The following is a 16,667-nucleotide window of genomic DNA, read 5'->3' on the forward strand; positions in this document are numbered from 1 at the left end:
CCCGGTGCCAGAGGTCAGGCTGCCTGATGCCAGGCTGTCCGATGCCAGAGGTCAGGCTCGGATGGCTGGTGTGTCAGGTGTCAGGCGTGGCGCGTCAGCTGGGGTCGGTCTCGATCACCGCGACCCGGTCCGTCTTGCTCATCAGTGCCTTACGCAGCGCCCCGTACACGTCCTGCGGGGTGACGGGCGTCTTCTCGCCGTTGCCCCGGGTGATCAGCACGCCGTCGAAGGTCTGGCCGTACAGCTTCTTCAGGGCGCCCAGGTCGGGCTTGTCGACCAGCTTGCCGTTCACGGCCTCCACCCGGAGGAACTTCCACAGCGAGTTCTCGGGGCTCATCGGGATGGAGTGGGCCGCGTCGGTCTGCACGGTCACGTTGGCCGACATGGCCGGTTCGGCGAACTCCTTCATCATCCGGTCGACCTCGGCCTTGCTGACCGTGGGCTGCCGGGTCGTCGTCGGCACGGTGACCGGGGACGAGGCGCCGGTCTCGACCTGGGTGCGGTAGGCCGCCGCGACCGCCTCGGTCGACTTGTCGACGTCGATGCCCTCACCGGGCTTGCCGTACACGGGGACGGCCTTGCCGGACACGAACTTGATCGTGCCGTCGGTGTTCGAGGCCGTGCCGCCGACGTCGTTCAGGGCGGCGTGCAGCTTCTCCTCGTCGACGGGCATGACGGGGTCCACGGCCCGCTGGTTGCCGAACAGGGAGCCGATCACGGAGACCGGGTTGTAGTCGCTCCGGGCGGCGTCCGCGACGGTGGCGTCGGCGTCGAACTGCAGGCCGGCGTTGTCCGGCTCCAGCTCGACGGTCTTGCCGCCGACGGTCAGCTTCAGCGGCTCGTTCAGCCGGTCGCCGAGTGCCGCGTCCAGCTTCTGCACGGCGTCGTCCCGGGTGCCGCCGCCGATGTCGACCCCGAGCACGGTGGTGCCCTTGGGCACGTCGGAGTGGTTCATCAGCAGCCCGGCGCCGTAGGCGACGCCGCCGAGGAAGACCAGGCCGCCGGCGAGCAGGACCAGCTTGCTGCGCCCCTTCTTCTTCGCCGGCTTCGCGGAGCTCGCGGCGGGCGCGGGGGCCGGCTCGGGCAGCTTGGGGGGCGTGTGGGTCCGCGGGCCGCCGGCCGGGGTGTCCGCGTCGAAGGCGGCGCTCGCCGGGACGACGGGGATGCCGCTGGTGACGGTGTTCCCGGAGACGTTGTCGTGACGGGCGCCGTAGCCGGGGCCCGGCTCCGGGGCCTGGATCTGCGGGGTGAGGATCGCGGTGTCGTCGCTGAGCCCGCCGCCGGGCACGCCGCCCTGGCCCTGCGCGCCCGGTGCGCCCGGTGCGCCCGGTGCGCCCGGTCCGGTCGCGCCGCCTCCGGGCCGCCCGGGAGCGTCCGGACCGCCCGGGCCGCCCAGCGGACCGCCGGTCCCGGTGACGGGGCCGGTCGTGGGCCCGGCGGGGCCGCCGTCGGGGGAGTACGGCAGGTCGTCGCGGCCCGGCTCGCCGGAGCCGCCCTGACCCGGACGCGTCCCGCCGGCCAGCGCCTCGGTCACGTCGAAGGAGCCGGTGCCGCCGCCGTGCCCGGGAGCCACCGGGCCGCCGGTCGCGCCGGGGAGTCCGGCACCGTTGGTGGAGCCGGTGCCGGGCGCGGAACCGTTCGTGCCCGGGGGCCGGGAGCCGCCCGGGACGTTCATGCCGCCGACGACACCGCCGGGGCGTCCCCCGCCCGCCCGGGCACCGGGCCCCGGGACGCCGTTCGGGGTGCCGCCGCCCGCGCCCGTGCCGCCGGGCGTTCCGGAACCGGCCGCCGGGGCCGACCCGTTGGCGGGACCGGACCCCGTACCGCCCTTCGCGGCCGGGGACTTGCGGGGCGCGAACCAGTCGCTGGTGGGCTTCTCCTCGGTCTTCGGGGTGCTCGGCCGGCCGCCGCCCGTGGGGCGGGTCGGCAGCGGGGCGGGCGCGCCGGGTGCGGTGGCCTCGGCCGGTCCGGCCGACGTGCCGGGTCCTGCGGCCAGCGTCCCGCCGTCCGCGCCGGGCCCGTTCGCCGTGTCGCCGGTGTCCCCGGTGTCCCTGGCGTCCTTGTCCTTGTCCTTGACGGGCTGACGCACGACGACCGGCGGAATGGGCCGGGATCCGGGGATGTTGATCCGGATCCGGGTCGTCAGCGTGGTCTCGGTCTTGCGGTCCTCCGGCCGCGCGGCCGAACGGCCCGCGTCCGTACCCTCGTCCGGGATCGCCGGGATCCCGTAGGGCGGGGTGCCCGACGGGTAGGCGGCTCCCCCGCGCCCTTCGGGCCCGGTGGACGGAGTGTCAGTTTCACGACTCAAGGCAGGTTCTCCCGGTTGGCTCCGCCGCCCGTCTCGACCTCACGACGGAGATCCCCCCGGCTCGGGCGAGGCCGAGTTCGGGGGAGGCTCGGCGGCGCGCACCACCATACTGGCCGCATCCGGCCGCTTTCCCACGACTCCTGGGGAAACCCGCACCGGACCCGCACGCCCGTGGAACGGCGAAGGAGTACGTCATGTGGCAAGTCGGCCGGGGCCGCCGTCCGGTTGCCGTCCGGGCCCCAGGGTGGCGCAGATCACAGCAACGGCGATGCCCCCGAGCAGGAAGAGGTAGGAGCCGCTTCCCGCGGCGAACAGGAAGTCACCTTCCGGCCGGCTGGTGGTGAGCAGGACGACGGCGAGCGTCCAGCCCGCGGCGGCGGCCACACCCCCGCCCCGGGAGCGCACGGCCCGGGAGGCTCCCAGGCACAGCCCGGCCTCGCCCGCGAGGGCCAGCAGCAGCCCCGCCGGGAACCAGCCCGCCTGCACCAGCGCCCCGGCCAGCGCGACCACGGCGCCGAGCACGAACAGGCCCAGGTGGGCGGCGATCCGACGGCCGGACGGGAGGCGCGGCGGCTGGGTGAGCAGGGAGGTGGTGCGGTCACTCATGAGGTCTCCCCGGCTCCGGTTCCGGCAAACAGGTCGGTCTCCGGCGCACCGGGGCGTTCGCCGCGCACCAACTCGAAGTACTCGGTGGTGAACAGCGGCTGGGCCAGTTCGTTGGAGAGCACGAAGTACGGTTCGGCGACGGTGATCTGGGTGGCGTGGGCGCGCATCGCGGCGGCCTTGGCGGCGGCGTGGGCGGTGCCGTCGATCACGGTGGTCACGCGGGCGTCGTCGACGACGCCGGGCACGTCGTCCACGGAGGCCGCCCGGTCGAAGGGCAGGTCCGGGAGGTCGTCGGCGAGGCGCGCGAACGCCTCCTCGGCCACGGAACGGGGGGTGCGGGTCCAGTACACCTTGGGCACCGTCCAGCCGCCCTCCCCGTCCGCCAGCTCCACGGCCCGCATGGCGACGCGGTGGGCCTGGATGTGGTCGGGGTGCCCGTAGCCGCCGTTGTCGTCGTAGGTGACCAGGACCTGGGGCCGCACCTCGCGGATCACCTCGGCGAGCAGCGCGGCGGCCCGGTCTACGTCGGCCTGCCAGAAGCAGCCGGGGTCGTCGTTGTCCGGCAGCCCCATCATCCCGGAGTCGCTGAAGCGCCCGGCGCCCCCGAGCAGCCGCACGTCCGTCACACCGAGCGCCCGCGTCGCCTCGCGCAGCTCGCCCAGCCGGTGCTGCCCGAGGGCGGCGCCGCTCAGGTGGGCCAGCTCGGCCGGGATGACCTCGCCCCGCTCCCCCAGCGTGCAGGTGACCAGCGTGACGTGGGCGCCCTCGGCGGCGTACCGGGCCATGGTGGCCCCGTTGGTGATCGACTCGTCGTCCGGGTGCGCGTGCACCAGCAGCAGACGCCGGGCGGAGCCGGCGGCGGGTTCCTCCGGCCGCGGGCCGGGGGTGGGCGATTCGGTCATGGGTCCACCCTATGAGGGGCGGTCCTCCCTATGAGGGGCGGTCCTCGCCCCCGCACCCCGACAGACCGTTCGCGCCGCCGGGACCCCGGCCCCCGCCCCTGCGGCGCGCGCCGGTTCCGCGTCGGACGGCCGCTCCCCGCCCGGGCCGGCACTCCCGGCAGAGACGTGCCGTGCGACCGGTCAGGGTCGGCATTCCCGGCAGAGACGTGCCGTGCGACCGGTCAGGGTCGGACCGGCGAGCCGGGGTGACGTGACCCGCGCACGGCCGCCCCGGCGGGCGCCGCCCGCCTCAGGGTGCAGCCGTCTCGAGCCGCGCCACGAGTTCGTCCAGGCACGCCTGCCAGCCTCCGGACGCACCCTCGGCGATCGAGGGATCGGCCATGACGTGCGTGAACACCAGGAGGCAACCGGCCCCCTCGTCGCGCAGTTCGATCCTGACGTGGTCGTCGAACTCCCGCTCCTTGCCGTCCGGGTCGTGCTCGTCGAAGCCGAACTCCCGCGGGGGGTCGTAGTGGGTGATGGTGGCCGTGTAGACGGTGCCCTCGCCGTCGTCGAAGACGATCCGGCCGCCGACCCCCGGCTCCAGCTCGGTGACCCGCAGCGGGTACCACTGGCTGAGATGCCCGGGATCGGTGACGGCCGTCCACACCTTCTCCCGGCCGTGGTTCAGGTGACGTTCGAACCGCAGGGCGGGCCGACCGTCGATGGTGGTGGTCCTGCTCGCGCTCATCGTGTCACTGCTCCTCGGCTGCCTGACGCGGCTGTTGCTCGGGAATGTCGGGCATCGTGTCCAGGTGCCGTTCCAGGGCGTCCAGGCGTTCCGTCCACAGTCGGCGATACGGCTCCAGCCAGGCGTCGAGTTCCGCCAGCGGTTCCGGGCGCAGCTCGTACCAGCGGCGCTGCGCTTCCGCCCGCACGGTGACGAGCCCGGCGTCCCGCAGCACCCGCAGGTGCTTGGACACCCGCGGCTGGCTCATGTCGAGGGCGTGGGCGATCTCCCCGACGTGACGGGGCCGCCGGAGCAGCAACCCGAGCACACGCCGTCGTGTGGGGTCGGCCAGGACATCGAAGGGCAGGGACACCCCTTCAACATATGCCGTCGGTTATATAACGGCAACGGCATGCACAGGCGGGCGCCGGTCCGGGCGGGAGCACAGGCCCTGGGAACCCCTGATCACGTCTTACGCCTTTCCCGGCACTCCCGGCAGAGACCGGGCTCGGCCGCGCGGAAGCCGCGGTCGCAGCCGTCGCAGTTCTGCAGCGGAACCCGGGGCCGAGCGGGCGGTGGGATGGCGGCCGGCTCGCGGTACGGGGCCGGGGGCGGGAGCTGGGCGGCGAGGCGGTGCGCCAGGAAGGCGGCGGGGCGCCGCAGGCCCTCGGGCGGCAGGTCGGCGGTCAGGGCACGGCGCACGGCCGCGGGGGTGACGTCCCGCTCCAGCCAGGCGGCGACGCCGGGGGTCAGGTGGGCGGTGTCGGACTCGGAGAGGAGCAACCGCACGTCGTGGCGCCGCAGGTCCGCGAGGAGGTCGGCGGCGGCCCGGAACAGTCCCGGCACGTGGCACTCGGGGCGGGGCACGGCGGGGAGCGGCTTGCGGGGCGTTCGCGGCTCACGGGCGGCCCGGGGCGCACGCTCCTCGCAGGGTTCCCGCGGACACGGCTGGGGAGGCACGTCCGCTTCCGGCGCCGGGGCTGCCGCACGCTCGGGCAGGTCGGCGGGGCGGGGCGAGGGCCCCGGGTGGCTCCGGGCCGCCGTCGCAGGCTGGTTGCAGGAGACCGTCCGGCTGACGATGCGACCGGAGGGGGTGCGGACGCGTTCACGGCGCAGGTAGCCGTGGCACTCCAACTCGCGCAGGGCGGCGGCGATCCGGGTGGCTCCCTCGGGGAAGCGGGCGGCGAGCGTCTTGATGTCGGCCGGGGCGCCCTGGGGCAGCGACTGGAGGTGCGTGCCGAGCCCGATGGCCAGCAGCGAGAGGTGGCGGTGCTGGGCGAGGTGGTTGCCGATCACCGTGAAGCGGCTGGTGTGGCGGGTGTTGTCGTGCTGGAGCCCGCCGGTACGGCGAGCCGCGCCGCCCGGCCGACGGTCCGGGTGCTTGTCGCCCGCAATGCGGGCCTGTGCGCGCGGGGGCGCGCTAGGGTTCTGGGTACCCATCGGGAAGCTTCCTCTTCCTCGGTGGTCAGGCCCTCGCTTTGGGATTGGTGGTCCCGGCGGGGGCCGACTCATGTCTGTGGTGGTCGTGGTGGTGCGTTGCGCTGAGCGTCGGGCCTGGGAGGGCCTGAAATCCAGCCGAAGCGGAGATGTTCACCCGCCCGAGTGAGTACGGCCACAGGCGGAAGGGTCGGGTTTGGCTGCGGTGTTTTCCCCTTGGTTCTTTGTCCTTCAGTCGCCGAGACCACCGGAGCAGGGGGGTGCGGGCTGCGGTGCCCGATACCCCAGTTCGGCCCAGACGGTCTTGCGCGGGAACCGCCCTTCGGTCACCCCCCAGCGGTCGGCCAGCGCCTCGACGAGCAGCAGGCCCCGGCCCGACTCCGCCCCTGCATCCGGCACTTGCGGCTCGGGCAGCCGTTCACCTCGCGTGTCCGTGACTTCGATACGGAGCGTGGCGCCGACCACGTAAAGCGTCAGGCGGAAGCTGCGGCCGGGGAGGCGGCCGTGCGTAGCCGCGTTGGCCGCCAGTTCCGCGACGACATGGCCGGCCCGCTCGTCCGGGAGGCCCCAACTCCGGAGCGTGTCCACGGCGAGCAGGCGGGCGAGGCGGGCCCCGCGGGGGGTGGACGACAGCAGCACGCTGAAGTTCCTGACGGCGGCTTCGGGTTCGTGTCGGGCCCCGGGCTCGGCGATTCCCTGAGTTTGCTGATTCACATCACCGAGCGTGGCCGACTGGACATACTGAGACGCGTGATTGAACTGTTACGTAGAGCTACGGTCCAGAGTTCAACGGGCTCTGTCCAGACTGTCGAAGTAGCTCCTGCGAACAGGGCGGAACAAGACGTCGCAACCCTACGGAGGGGCACACATGTCGGTGAGCGATGAGGCGGTGCGGGTCGGGACGGAAGCGGGTCAGGCGGACGAGCCGGGATGGGAGGTCGACCCGGACGACGACTGGGCGTTGGCCGTGGTGGCCACGGTGGGGCGCCAGTTGCGGCTGCGGCGGGAGGCGGCGGGGATGCGGGTCAATGATTTCGCCAGAGCCGCCGGGTACGGCGCGGATCTCGTCTACAAGATCGAGACGGGGAAGCGGATCCCCCGGCCCGAGTACTTGGACAAGGCGGACGATGTACTCAACGCCGGTGGGCTCATCGCGGCGATGCAGGAGGACGTGAAGAAGGTTCGGTATCCGAAGAAGGTTCGGGATCTCGCACAGTTGGAGGCGCGGGCGGTTGAGCTTCAGCTCTACGATCCCTTGAACATTCACGGACTGTTGCAGACGCCCGAGTACGCACGCGGGCTACTCCTCATGAGGCGTCCTGCCTACACCGCGGACGAAGTGGAGCGATTTATCTCCGCACGTGTGGCCCGCAAGGCGGTCTTCGACAGGGAGTGTGCTCCCGACCTGAGTTTCGTCCTGGAGGAGTGGACGCTTCGACGTCCGCTGGGTGGCAAGGCAAGGCTGCGTCAACAACTCGAACACCTGTTGGAGTTGGGCAAGATGCGCAACGTAGAACTCCAAGTGATGCTGATGGATCACGAGGAGCATGCTGGGCTGGCGGGCGGCATCGAAGTGCTGAAGTTCGAGGATGGCTCGATGGTGGGCCGCAGCCCGGCAGTTGCCAACGGCCGACCGGTCACCGAACCTAAGCAGCTCCGTATCCTGGAACTGCGGTATGGCATCATCCGAGCCCAGGCCCACGCCACGTGAGACAGCCTCATTTATCGAGCAACTGCTGGGGGAGACATGAGCCGCAAGACCTCGTCCGGGGACGTCTCCGGCCTGGCGTGGTTCAAGAGCAGCTACAGCAGCAGCAGCGAGGGCGACTCCTGCGTCGAAATCGCCACCGAACCCGCCACCGTGCACGTCCGTGACTCGAAGGATGTCGGCGGCCCTCAGCTCGCCTTCACCCCCGCCGCGTGGGCCGGTTTCCTGCCGTACGCGGTCGAGGGCTGATCCGACGGCCTCCTGCTACTCGACCCCGGCCACCGGTACGTCCGCGTCGCCGCCCCGTGAGCGGGCGATGGCGGTGAACTCGCTCAGGGCGGACTCGAGGTCGCGGACGACCGCCTCGGCGATCACCTCGGGCGGCAGGCCGCTGTCAGTGCCGTCGAGGGACAGTGGACACACCGTTGTCCCGGGAGACGTTGCAGTAGTTCCAGAGCTGAGCGACGACCCTGTCGGTCTGCGCGACCGCTTTCACCGCTACGGGGACGGGGTCCGGTTCCGCCCCGGCACGCCGAGGACGCACCGCCCCGGCGCCACCGGCGGCGGGACGCCCGGCGCCCGGGCACTCACACGTCCCGAACCCCCCGGAACGGCCGGTCGGCCTCCAGGGTGAACGCCAACTCCAGCAGCAGGCGTTCCGCGCCGGGGCGGCCGGAGAACATGACGCCGATGGGGAGGCCGTCCGGGGTCATGTGGTCGGCGGGGACCGAGATCGACGGGGTGCCGACGACGTTGTTGACCGGGGTGAACGCCACGTAGTCGACGAGCCGTTGGATCAGGGTGTCGTACGGGACGGCCGGGCTGAGGTGGCCGAGCCTCGGGGTGGTGTGGGCGAGGACCGGGGAGAGGATCACGTCGAGGCCGCGGAACGCCGCCGCGTAGGCGAGGCGGGTGCGCCTGAGCCGGCGCAGCACTCCGGGCGTGGTGCGCCACCTGCCGACGTAGGTCTCGCGTAGGCCGCGGCTGAGGGCGTCCATGCGGGTGCGGTCGAAGTCGTCGCCGATCCGCCGGCCGGTGACGCCGATGAGGAACGACAGCATGCCCCAGTAGGTCAGGAAGTCCTCGGTGAAGTGGGGGTCGATGGCCAGGTCCACCGGTTCGACGGTGTGGCCGAGCCGCTCCAGGCGCTGTGCCGTCTCCGTCACCGCCGTCCGGGTGTCGTCGTCGGAGCGGACGCCGTTCGGGGAGTCCACCAGGAGCCCGACGCGCAGCCGGCGGTCCGAGGGGCCCTCGACGAGGCCGACGGGCGGCAGCTTGGGGTTGCGCCAGTGCTGTTCGGCCGCCGCGAGGAAGGCGGCGCTGTCGCGCACCGAGCGGCTGACCACGCCGTCGGTGACGAGGTCGATGGGCAGTTGGCGGCCCTGCGCGTTCGCCACCATGCGGCCCCGGGTGGGCTTGAGGCCGACGAGTCCGCAGCAGGCGGCCGGGATGCGGATGGAGCCGCCGCCGTCGTTGGCGTGCGCGATCGGCACCGCCCCGGCGGCGACGAGGGCCGCGCTGCCGCCCGAGGAGCCGCCCGCGGAGTGGCCGGTGTGCCAGGGGTTGCGGACCGGCTCGCCCTGCTCGTACTCCGTGCTGGGGCTGAAGCCGAACTCGGGGAGCCGGGTCTTGCCGAGGACGGTGACGCCGGTGCTGAGGAACTGGCGGGTGAAGGGGGCGTGCCGCCGGGCGGTCCTGGGGGCGAAGGCGAGGCTGCCGTGGCCGGTGGGCAGGCCCTGGTACTCGGTGTTGTCCTTGACGAGGGTCGGCACCCCGGCGAGCGCACCGCCACCGTCCGCGCTCCGGGCCGGGGGGTCGAGGTGCACCTGGACGGCGTGCAGCAGTTCGTCGGCGGCCCGGACCCGGGCCGCCGCGTCCCGGGCGGCCTCCGCCGCGCTCACCTCGCCCCGGCGGATCGCCTCGGCGAGGGAGACCGCGTCGTGGTCGCCGAGCGCGTCGTCCCGGAAGACGTGCACGCCGGTGCGTCCCCCGTCCCGTCCCTCGTGCCGTGCCTCGCTCCGGTCCTCGGAAGTGGTCACCGTCGGCTCCGCCCTGCGCGCGTGAATGATGGCTCCGCCATCATTGCTTACCGGCGGGTAACACGCGAGGGGGCAGCGCCGGTCAGAACTTGATGCTGCCGATCATGCCCGCGATGTTGCTCGTCAGCTCGCTGATCGTGGGCGCCACGGTCGACGACGCGAGGTAGAAGCCCAGCAGCATGCAGACCACCGCATGGCCGGCCTTCAGGCCCGACTTCTTGATCAGCAGGAAGACGATGATCGCCAGCAGCACCACCGCCGAAATCGAGAGTGCCACGGCGGCTCACCTCCAAAGATCCCAGGACGCGGGGGTAGGAATACGGCAGGAGCATGGGGCAGTTGAACGGGAGCGGATACATCTGTAGAGGTGCCAGCAGGTTCATACCCACTATGCGCTAACGATCATAACTATCCGTACGTGCGCATCGGTCGGCGCACGGCCGCACAAGGGGGCGCATGGCCAATATGGTCAGGGCATGACGACCGAGGCTGACTCCTTCCCCCGACGGCACGCCCGTACCCAGCGCTTCTCGCTCGGCGCCCCGCGTTCCTTCACCGTGGCGCCCGACGGCTCCCGTGTCGTGTTCCTGCGCTCCGCCTCCGGAACGGACCGGGCGACCGGCTTGTGGGTGCTGGACACCGGCACCCCCGGCGAGGGGCCTTCCACCGGCTCCGAGAAGCCCGGGGAGCGCGTGGCGGCCGACCCGCGCGCCCTCCTCGGGGGCGCGTCGGAGCACCTGTCGCCGCAGGAGCGGGCCCGGCGCGAACGCAGTCGTGAGGGCGGGGCCGGCATCGTCGGCTACGCGACCGACGCGGCCGTGGAGTTGGCCTCTTTCGCCTTGTCAGGGCGGTTGTTCACGGCCGAACTGCCAGCCGGGACGACCCGCGAACTGCCGGTCCCCGGACCGGTGATCGACCCCCGTCCCTCCCCCGACGGCCGCCACGTCGCCTACGTCTGCGGCGGCGCCCTGCGGGTCGTCGGCGCGGAGGGGGCGGACGACCGGGCCCTCGCGCCCCCCGAGCAGGAGAACGTCACCTACGGCCTCGCGGAGTTCATCGCGGCCGAGGAGATGGGGCGTTCACGGGGGTTCTGGTGGTCGCCGGACTCTGAGCGGCTGCTCGTGGCGCGGGCCGACGACACCCCGGTGGACCGGTGGTGGATCGCCGACCCGGCCCGCCCGGAACGGGAGCCGCACCGGGTCGCGTACCCCGCCGCCGGCACGGCCAACGCCGACGTACGCCTGTTCGTCCTCGACCTGAACGGGGTGCGCACCGAGGTCGCCTGGGACCGGGCGCGCTACCCGTATCTGGCGCATGTGCACTGGTCAGCGGCGGGTGCACCGCTGCTGCTGGTCCAGGCCCGCGACCAGCGCGCACAGCTGATCCTGGCCGTGGACCCGGACTCCGGGGCGACCCGGATGGTGCACGCCGACGAAGATCCGGTTTGGCTTGATCTTTTCCCCGGCGTCCCGTGCTGGAGCCCGTCCGGGCAGCTGGTGCGGATCGCGGACGAGGGCGGCGCACGACGGCTGGTGGTCGGCGAACGACCCCTGACCGGACCGCAGTTGCATGTACGGGCGGTGCTGGACGTGTCCGCCGACGACGTGCTGGTCTCGGCGTCGGCGGGCGCCGAGGCGGACGAGCCGGACCTCGGCGAGGTCCATGTGTACCGGGTCAACGAACTGGGCGTGGAGCGCGTCTCGCAGGAGCCCGGCGTCCACACGGCGGTGCGCTCCGGCGAGCTGACCGTGCTGGTCTCGGCGACCCTCGACCGACCGGGTGCGCGCGTGCGGGTGCTGCGTGACGGGAAACCGACGGCGACCGTCCCCTCCTACGCCGAAGATCCCGGTTTGTCCCCCCGAGTGACCCTCACCCAGGGGGGCGCACGCCGAATTCCGTGCGCCGTGCTTATGCCTCGGGACTACGCCGGTGACACCCCTCTGCCGGTGCTCATGGACCCCTACGGCGGCCCGCACGGGGCCCGCGTCCTGGCCGCGCACAACCCCCACCTCACCTCCCAGTGGTTCGCCGACCAGGGCTTCGCGGTGGTCGTGGCCGACGGGCGGGGCACCCCGGGCCGCTCCCCCGCCTGGGAGAAGGCCGTCCACCACGACTTCACCCTCACCCTCGACGACCAGATCGAGGCGCTGCACGCCCTCGCGGACTCCCACCCGCTCGACCTCTCCCGGGTGGCGATCCGGGGCTGGTCCTACGGCGGCTACCTGGCGGCGCTGGCCGTCCTGCGCCGGCCCGACGTCTTCCACGCGGGCATCGCCGGCGCCCCGGTGACCGACTGGCGGCTGTACGACACGCACTACACGGAGCGCTACCTGGGCGACCCGGCCGAGCACCCGGAGGTGTACGCGCACAGCTCGCTGGTCACCGACGACGGCCTGTCGTCCCCGGCGGACCCGCACCGCCCGCTGATGATCGTGCACGGCCTCGCCGACGACAACGTGGTCGTCGCCCACGCCCTGAGGCTGTCCTCCGCCCTGCTGGCCGCCGGACGCCCGCACGAGGTGCTGCCCCTGTCCGGCGTCACGCACATGACCCCGCAGGAGCAGGTCGCGGAGAACCTGCTGCTGCTCCAGGTCGACTTCCTCAAGCGGTCCCTCGGCATGGACCGCCGGACCGGCTGACGGGGCCACGTCAGGACCGGCGCACCGGACGGCTGGGGCCCGCCTCCCGTGCCGGGCGCACCGGCCGCCCGGCGGCCCCGCCCCCCGGCACCGCAGCCCGGGGCAGCAACGCGGGGCAACAACGCGGGCACGGCAACGGGCCGGGACGACATGGCAGCGTCCCGGCCCGTCCACGGCACCCGCACGGCCGTACGTCGTCCAGTGTCGTCCGCCCGTATGTCGCCGTGTGGTCCGGCGCGTTGCGCGCCCGTTACACCCCGGCGGGGGGCCCGGCGGCAGCGAAGCCCCCGGCCGCACGACGACCACTGCCCCGGCCGGACGCCGCTCGCTACCCCCGGCCGGACGCCGCTCGCTACCCCCGGACGCGGATCGCTACCGCCGGTCGTCCGGGCGCTCCTCCGGCGCCACCACCCGCTTCTCCTCCGCGAAGTGACAGGCGGACGGATGGGCGACCGGGCCGCTCGCCCCGAGGAACACCTCGGGCACCGTCAGCAGCGGCACCTCCACCGCGCAGCGCTCCCGGGCCTTCCAGCACCGGGTGCGGAACCGGCAGCCCGAGGGGATGTTGGTCGGTGACGGCACGTCACCCGTGAGGATGATCCGCTCCCGGTGCTCCCGGGCCTCCGGGTCGGGCACCGGGACCGCCGACAGCAGCGCCTGGGTGTAGGGGTGCGTGGGGTGGTCGTAGATCGCGCTGTCGGTGCCGGTCTCGACGATCCGCCCGAGGTACATCACGCCGACCCGGTCGGAGATGTGCCGGACGATCGACAGGTCGTGCGCGATGAAGATGTACGCCAGGTCGAACTCGTTCTGCAGCCGGTCCATCAGGTTGATCACCTGCGCCTGCACCGACACGTCCAGCGCGGACACCGGCTCGTCGGCGACGATGATCTCCGGGTTCAGCGCGAGGCCGCGGGCGATGCCGATGCGCTGGCGCTGGCCGCCGGAGAACTGGTGCGGGTAACGGTTGATGTACTCCGGATTGAGGCCCACCACGTCCAGCAGGTCCTGGACCTTCTTGCGCCGGTTGCCCTTGGGCGCCACCTCGGGGTGGATCTCGAAGGGTTCGCCGACGATGTCGCCGACCGTCATGCGGGGGTTGAGCGAGGTGTACGGGTCCTGGAAGACCATCTGGATGTTGCGGCGGACCGCCTTCAGCGCCCGGCCCGACAGCCGGGTGATGTCCTCGCCCTTGTAGCGGATCGACCCGGCGGTCGGACGCTCCAGGTTGACGAGCATCTTGGCCACCGTGGACTTGCCGCTGCCGGACTCCCCCACGATGCCCAGCGTCTCGCCCCGGCCCAGCGCGAAGTCCACCCCGTCGACGGCCTTCACGGCGCCGATCTGCTTCTTGAACAGCACGCCCCGGGTCAGCGGGTAGTGCTTGACCAGGCCGCTGACCTCCAGAATCGGCTCAGCCATGGAGGCACTCCCTCCAGAAGTGGCAGGCACTCCCCCGGTCGGAGTCGGCGTCGGTGACGTCGTACAGCGGGGGCACGTCGGTGCGGCAGACGTCCTGCGCCATCGGGCAGCGGGGGTGGAAGGGGCAACCGGGCGGGATGTGCATGAGGTTGGGCGGCAGTCCCTTGATGGCGTACAGCTCCTGGCCCTTGTGGTCCAGGCGCGGGATGGAGTCCAGCAGACCGCGGGTGTAGGGGTGGGCGGGCGCCTTGTAGAGGTCGTGCACGGGTGCCGTCTCGATGATCCGGCCCGCGTACATCACCGCGATGCGGTCGGCCACGTCGGCGACCACGCCGAGGTCGTGGGTGATCAGGATCAGGCCCATCCGGTACTCCCGCTGGAGTTCCGCGAGCAGCTCCATCACCTGGGCCTGGACCGTCACGTCGAGCGCGGTGGTCGGCTCGTCGGCGATGATCAGCGCCGGCTCCAGGGCCAGCGCCATGGCGATCATGATGCGCTGGCGCATGCCGCCGGAGAACTGGTGCGGGTACTGCCGGACGCGTTCCCGGGCGGCCGGGATGCCCACCCGTTCCATCAGCTCCACGGCCTTGGTGCGGGCGTCCTTGCGGGACATGCCCCGGTGCACGGTGAACATCTCGCCGAGCTGGTCGCCGACCGACAGCACCGGGTTCAGGGAGGACAGCGCGTCCTGGAAGACCATCGCCATCTCGGCGCCGCGCACCTTGCGGCGCTCGTCCTCCTTCAGGGCCAGCAGGTCCCGGCCCTGGAACAGCACCTGGCCGCCGGTGATCCGGCCGGGCGGCATGTCGAGGATGCCCATGATCGCCTGCGCGGTGACCGACTTGCCGGAGCCCGACTCGCCCAGCACGGCCAGCGTCTCGCCCTCGTCCACGCCGTAGCTGACGCCGTTGACGGCCTTCGCGACCCCGTCCCGGGTGTGGAACTCCACGTGCAGGTCACGCACTTCGAGCAGCATGACGGCGGTTCACCTCAGCTTCGGGTCGAGGGCGTCGCGCACCGCGTCGCCGAGCATGATGAACGCCAGGACGGTGATCGCCAGGGCACCGGAGGGCCACAGCAGGGCGTGCGGGGCGTTGCGGATGTAGGGGGAGGCGGCGGAGATGTCGATGCCCCAGGAGACGCTGGGCGGCTTCAGCCCGACGCCGAGGTAGGACAGGGTGGCCTCCAGGGCGATGTACGTGCCGAGCGCGATGGTGGCGACGACGATGACCGGCGCGATCGCGTTCGGCGCGATGTGCCGGAAGATCAGCCGGGAGTTGGACGCGCCGAGCGCGCGGGCCGCCTGCACGTAGTCGTTCTGCTTGGCGGTGATGACGGAGCCGCGCGCGATGCGGGACAGCTGCGGCCAGCCCAGCAGCACGATGAAGCCGATGACCGGCCAGACGGTGTTGCTGGTGATCACCGAGAGCAGCACCAGCCCGCCGAGGACGACGGGGATGGCGAAGAAGACGTCGGTGATGCGGGACAGCACCGAGTCCCCCACCCCGCCGAAGAAGCCGGCCAGCGCGCCCAGCACGCTGCCCAGGATCGCCACCCCCAGCGTGGCGAGCACGCCGACCGCGACGGACGTGCGGGCGCCGTACACGGTGCGGGTGTAGACGTCGCAGCCCTGGCCGTCGAAGCCGAAGGGGTGTCCGGCCTGGGAGCCCTCCTGGGCCCTGGCCAGGTCGCACGCCAGCGGGCTGCCGGAGGTGATCAGGGACGGCCACAGGGAGATGACGACGAGGAACAGGATGACCAGCGCCGAGACGATGAAGACGGGGTTGCGGCGCAGGTCCCGCCAGGCGTCGGACCACAGGGAGCGCGGCTTGGCCTGCGGGCCGGTGCCCTCCGGGCCGCCCGGGGTCCTCTCCAGGGTCTCCGCCTCGTCCATGCCCAGGTCCATGGTGCCGCCCATTCCCGTGTCGGTGACGGCGTTGTCCTCCGGTTCGTGATGGTGGTGGCGGTCAGGCATAGCGGATCCTCGGGTCGAGTACGGCGTAGAGGAGGTCGACGACGAGATTGCAGACCAGGAAGACCAGCACGAGCACGGTGACGAAGCCGACGACGGTCTGGGTGTTCTGCCGCAGGATGCCCTGGTAGAGCTGGTAGCCGACGCCGTGGATGTTGAAGATCCGCTCGGTGACGATCGCTCCGCCCATCAGGAAGCCGACGTCGGCGCCGATGAAGGTGACCACCGGGATGAGCGAGTTGCGCAGCAGGTGCCGGGTGATGACGCGCTGCCGGGGCAGCCCCTTGGCGATGGCGGTGCGCACGTAGTCGGAGCGCCGGTTCTCCGCGATGGAGGTACGGGTGAGCCGGGTGACGTAGGCGAGGGACACCGACGCCAGCACCAGTCCGGGCAGCAGCAGTTCGTCCAGCGGTGCCTCGGAGGAGACCGACGGGCGGATCCACCCCCACTTCACGCCGAGCAGCAGTTGCAGCAGCAGGCCGGTGACGAAGGTGGGGACGGAGATGACGACGAGGGTGAGCAGCAGGACGCCGGTGTCGACGGGGCGCCCCCGGCGCAGTCCGGTGACCACGCCGAGGGTGATGCCGATGACGATCTCGAAGAAGATCGCGACCAGGGTGAGCCGGATGGTGACCGGGAAGGCCGTCCCCATCAGCTCGGTGACCTCCTGGCCGTTGAACGCCGTACCGAAGTCGCCGGTGAAGACGTTCCCCATGTAGGTCACGTACTGCTGCCAGACCGGCTTGTCGAGGCCGAACTCCTTGCGCAGCTGGGCCGCCGTCGCCGGGTCGCACCGGCGTTCGCCGCACAGCCCGGCGATGGGGTCGCCCATGACGTTGACCATGAGGAAGATCAGCAGCGTGGCCCCGATGAACACCGGGATCATCTGGAGCAGCCGCCGGACGACGTACCGTCCCATGCCGGG

General features: G+C 72.3%; 16 protein-coding genes and 1 pseudogene. 3 read left to right on the plus strand and 14 right to left on the minus strand.

Annotation, left to right across the window (positions count from 1 at the left end; genetic code table 11):
• Positions 1 to 94: 94 nt before the first annotated feature.
• The 7 genes from AC02VZ_RS12435 to AC02VZ_RS12465 all read right to left on the minus strand — a co-directional run bounded on the left by AC02VZ_RS12435 (position 95) and on the right by AC02VZ_RS12465 (position 6,676).
• Positions 95 to 2,308 carry a hypothetical protein gene (locus AC02VZ_RS12435; RefSeq protein WP_476475373.1) on the minus strand — a complete coding sequence of 738 codons (2,214 nt, stop codon included), beginning with the start codon at positions 2,306 to 2,308 and terminating at the stop codon, positions 95 to 97.
• 192 nt (positions 2,309 to 2,500) lie between these two features.
• Positions 2,501 to 2,914 (minus strand): DUF6113 family protein, encoded by a 414-nt coding sequence (locus AC02VZ_RS12440; RefSeq protein WP_476475374.1) that lies wholly within the window; start codon positions 2,912 to 2,914, stop codon positions 2,501 to 2,503.
• Positions 2,911 to 3,816: an N-acetyl-1-D-myo-inositol-2-amino-2-deoxy-alpha-D-glucopyranoside deacetylase gene (mshB, locus tag AC02VZ_RS12445; RefSeq protein ID WP_476475375.1), complete on the minus strand. Its 906-nt coding sequence runs from the start codon at positions 3,814 to 3,816 to the stop codon at positions 2,911 to 2,913. The genes AC02VZ_RS12440 and mshB overlap by 4 nt, the downstream gene beginning before the upstream one ends.
• A gap of 289 nt (positions 3,817 to 4,105) precedes the next feature.
• On the minus strand, positions 4,106 to 4,546 hold the full coding sequence (locus tag AC02VZ_RS12450) for an SRPBCC family protein (RefSeq protein WP_476475376.1): 441 nt from the start codon (positions 4,544 to 4,546) through the stop codon (positions 4,106 to 4,108).
• A 4-nt stretch (positions 4,547 to 4,550) separates the two neighbouring features.
• On the minus strand, positions 4,551 to 4,898 hold the full coding sequence (locus tag AC02VZ_RS12455) for an ArsR/SmtB family transcription factor (RefSeq protein WP_476475377.1): 348 nt from the start codon (positions 4,896 to 4,898) through the stop codon (positions 4,551 to 4,553).
• Positions 4,899 to 4,990: 92 nt separating this feature from the next.
• Positions 4,991 to 5,965, minus strand: coding sequence for a helix-turn-helix domain-containing protein (locus tag AC02VZ_RS12460; protein WP_476475378.1), 975 nt, complete (start codon positions 5,963 to 5,965; stop codon positions 4,991 to 4,993).
• A 228-nt stretch (positions 5,966 to 6,193) separates the two neighbouring features.
• Positions 6,194 to 6,676: an ATP-binding protein gene (locus AC02VZ_RS12465; RefSeq protein ID WP_476475379.1), complete on the minus strand. Its 483-nt coding sequence runs from the start codon at positions 6,674 to 6,676 to the stop codon at positions 6,194 to 6,196.
• A gap of 154 nt (positions 6,677 to 6,830) precedes the next feature.
• On the opposite strand from AC02VZ_RS12465, the pseudogene AC02VZ_RS12470 reads away from it, so the two are divergent.
• A pseudogene (locus AC02VZ_RS12470) lies at positions 6,831 to 7,713 on the plus strand (helix-turn-helix domain-containing protein).
• Positions 7,710 to 7,919, plus strand: a complete 210-nt coding sequence (locus AC02VZ_RS12475) for a DUF397 domain-containing protein (RefSeq protein ID WP_476475380.1) — start codon at positions 7,710 to 7,712, stop codon at positions 7,917 to 7,919. Before AC02VZ_RS12470 ends, AC02VZ_RS12475 begins: the two are co-directional and overlap by 4 nt.
• 15 nt (positions 7,920 to 7,934) lie before the next feature.
• Here AC02VZ_RS12475 and AC02VZ_RS12480 read toward each other — a convergent pair whose 3' ends face one another.
• The 3 genes from AC02VZ_RS12480 to AC02VZ_RS12490 form a co-directional block, all read right to left on the minus strand.
• On the minus strand, positions 7,935 to 8,093 hold the full coding sequence (locus tag AC02VZ_RS12480; RefSeq protein WP_476475381.1) for a hypothetical protein: 159 nt from the start codon (positions 8,091 to 8,093) through the stop codon (positions 7,935 to 7,937).
• A gap of 164 nt (positions 8,094 to 8,257) precedes the next feature.
• Positions 8,258 to 9,709: an amidase gene (locus AC02VZ_RS12485; protein ID WP_476475382.1), complete on the minus strand. Its 1,452-nt coding sequence runs from the start codon at positions 9,707 to 9,709 to the stop codon at positions 8,258 to 8,260.
• 82 nt (positions 9,710 to 9,791) lie between these two features.
• Positions 9,792 to 9,986 (minus strand): hypothetical protein, encoded by a 195-nt coding sequence (locus AC02VZ_RS12490; RefSeq protein ID WP_365644993.1) that lies wholly within the window; start codon positions 9,984 to 9,986, stop codon positions 9,792 to 9,794.
• Between the two features lie 199 nt (positions 9,987 to 10,185).
• Here AC02VZ_RS12490 and AC02VZ_RS12495 point away from each other — a divergent pair, with 199 nt between their 5' ends.
• Complete coding sequence (locus tag AC02VZ_RS12495) at positions 10,186 to 12,348, plus strand: S9 family peptidase (RefSeq protein ID WP_476475383.1); 2,163 nt, start codon at positions 10,186 to 10,188, stop codon at positions 12,346 to 12,348.
• A 372-nt stretch (positions 12,349 to 12,720) separates the two neighbouring features.
• Here the strand turns inward: AC02VZ_RS12495 and AC02VZ_RS12500 are convergent, their stop codons facing one another.
• Genes AC02VZ_RS12500 through AC02VZ_RS12515 form a run of 4 tightly spaced genes read right to left on the minus strand, consistent with a single transcriptional unit; the run spans position 12,721 to position 16,661 of the window.
• A complete protein-coding gene (locus AC02VZ_RS12500) occupies positions 12,721 to 13,770 on the minus strand; it encodes an ABC transporter ATP-binding protein (RefSeq protein ID WP_476475384.1) in 1,050 nt (349 codons plus the stop codon).
• Positions 13,763 to 14,746, minus strand: coding sequence for an ABC transporter ATP-binding protein (locus tag AC02VZ_RS12505; RefSeq protein ID WP_476475385.1), 984 nt, complete (start codon positions 14,744 to 14,746; stop codon positions 13,763 to 13,765). The genes AC02VZ_RS12500 and AC02VZ_RS12505 overlap by 8 nt, the downstream gene beginning before the upstream one ends.
• A gap of 9 nt (positions 14,747 to 14,755) precedes the next feature.
• Entirely contained in the window at positions 14,756 to 15,745 is a 990-nt protein-coding gene (locus tag AC02VZ_RS12510; RefSeq protein ID WP_432057149.1) for an ABC transporter permease, read from the minus strand.
• Positions 15,738 to 16,661 (minus strand): ABC transporter permease, encoded by a 924-nt coding sequence (locus AC02VZ_RS12515; protein ID WP_362091303.1) that lies wholly within the window; start codon positions 16,659 to 16,661, stop codon positions 15,738 to 15,740. The genes AC02VZ_RS12510 and AC02VZ_RS12515 overlap by 8 nt, the downstream gene beginning before the upstream one ends.
• Positions 16,662 to 16,667: the final 6 nt, after the last annotated feature.

Source organism: Streptomyces sp. 3-6, assembly GCF_056323165.1.

Excerpts from the sequence above, each read along its gene's own strand:
- AC02VZ_RS12440 (WP_476475374.1), bottom strand. The coding sequence starts at position 2,914 with ATGAGTGACCGCACCACCTCCCTGCTCACCCAGCCGCCGCGCCTCCCG.
- mshB (WP_476475375.1), bottom strand. The coding sequence starts at position 3,816 with ATGACCGAATCGCCCACCCCCGGCCCGCGGCCGGAGGAACCCGCCGCC.
- AC02VZ_RS12450 (WP_476475376.1), bottom strand. The coding sequence starts at position 4,546 with ATGAGCGCGAGCAGGACCACCACCATCGACGGTCGGCCCGCCCTGCGG.
- AC02VZ_RS12460 (WP_476475378.1), bottom strand. The coding sequence starts at position 5,965 with ATGGGTACCCAGAACCCTAGCGCGCCCCCGCGCGCACAGGCCCGCATT.
- AC02VZ_RS12475 (WP_476475380.1), top strand. The coding sequence starts at position 7,710 with ATGAGCCGCAAGACCTCGTCCGGGGACGTCTCCGGCCTGGCGTGGTTC.
- AC02VZ_RS12495 (WP_476475383.1), top strand. The coding sequence starts at position 10,186 with ATGACGACCGAGGCTGACTCCTTCCCCCGACGGCACGCCCGTACCCAG.
- AC02VZ_RS12500 (WP_476475384.1), bottom strand. The coding sequence starts at position 13,770 with ATGGCTGAGCCGATTCTGGAGGTCAGCGGCCTGGTCAAGCACTACCCG.
- AC02VZ_RS12505 (WP_476475385.1), bottom strand. The coding sequence starts at position 14,746 with ATGCTGCTCGAAGTGCGTGACCTGCACGTGGAGTTCCACACCCGGGAC.
- AC02VZ_RS12510 (WP_432057149.1), bottom strand. The coding sequence starts at position 15,745 with ATGCCTGACCGCCACCACCATCACGAACCGGAGGACAACGCCGTCACC.
- AC02VZ_RS12515 (WP_362091303.1), bottom strand. The coding sequence starts at position 16,661 with ATGGGACGGTACGTCGTCCGGCGGCTGCTCCAGATGATCCCGGTGTTC.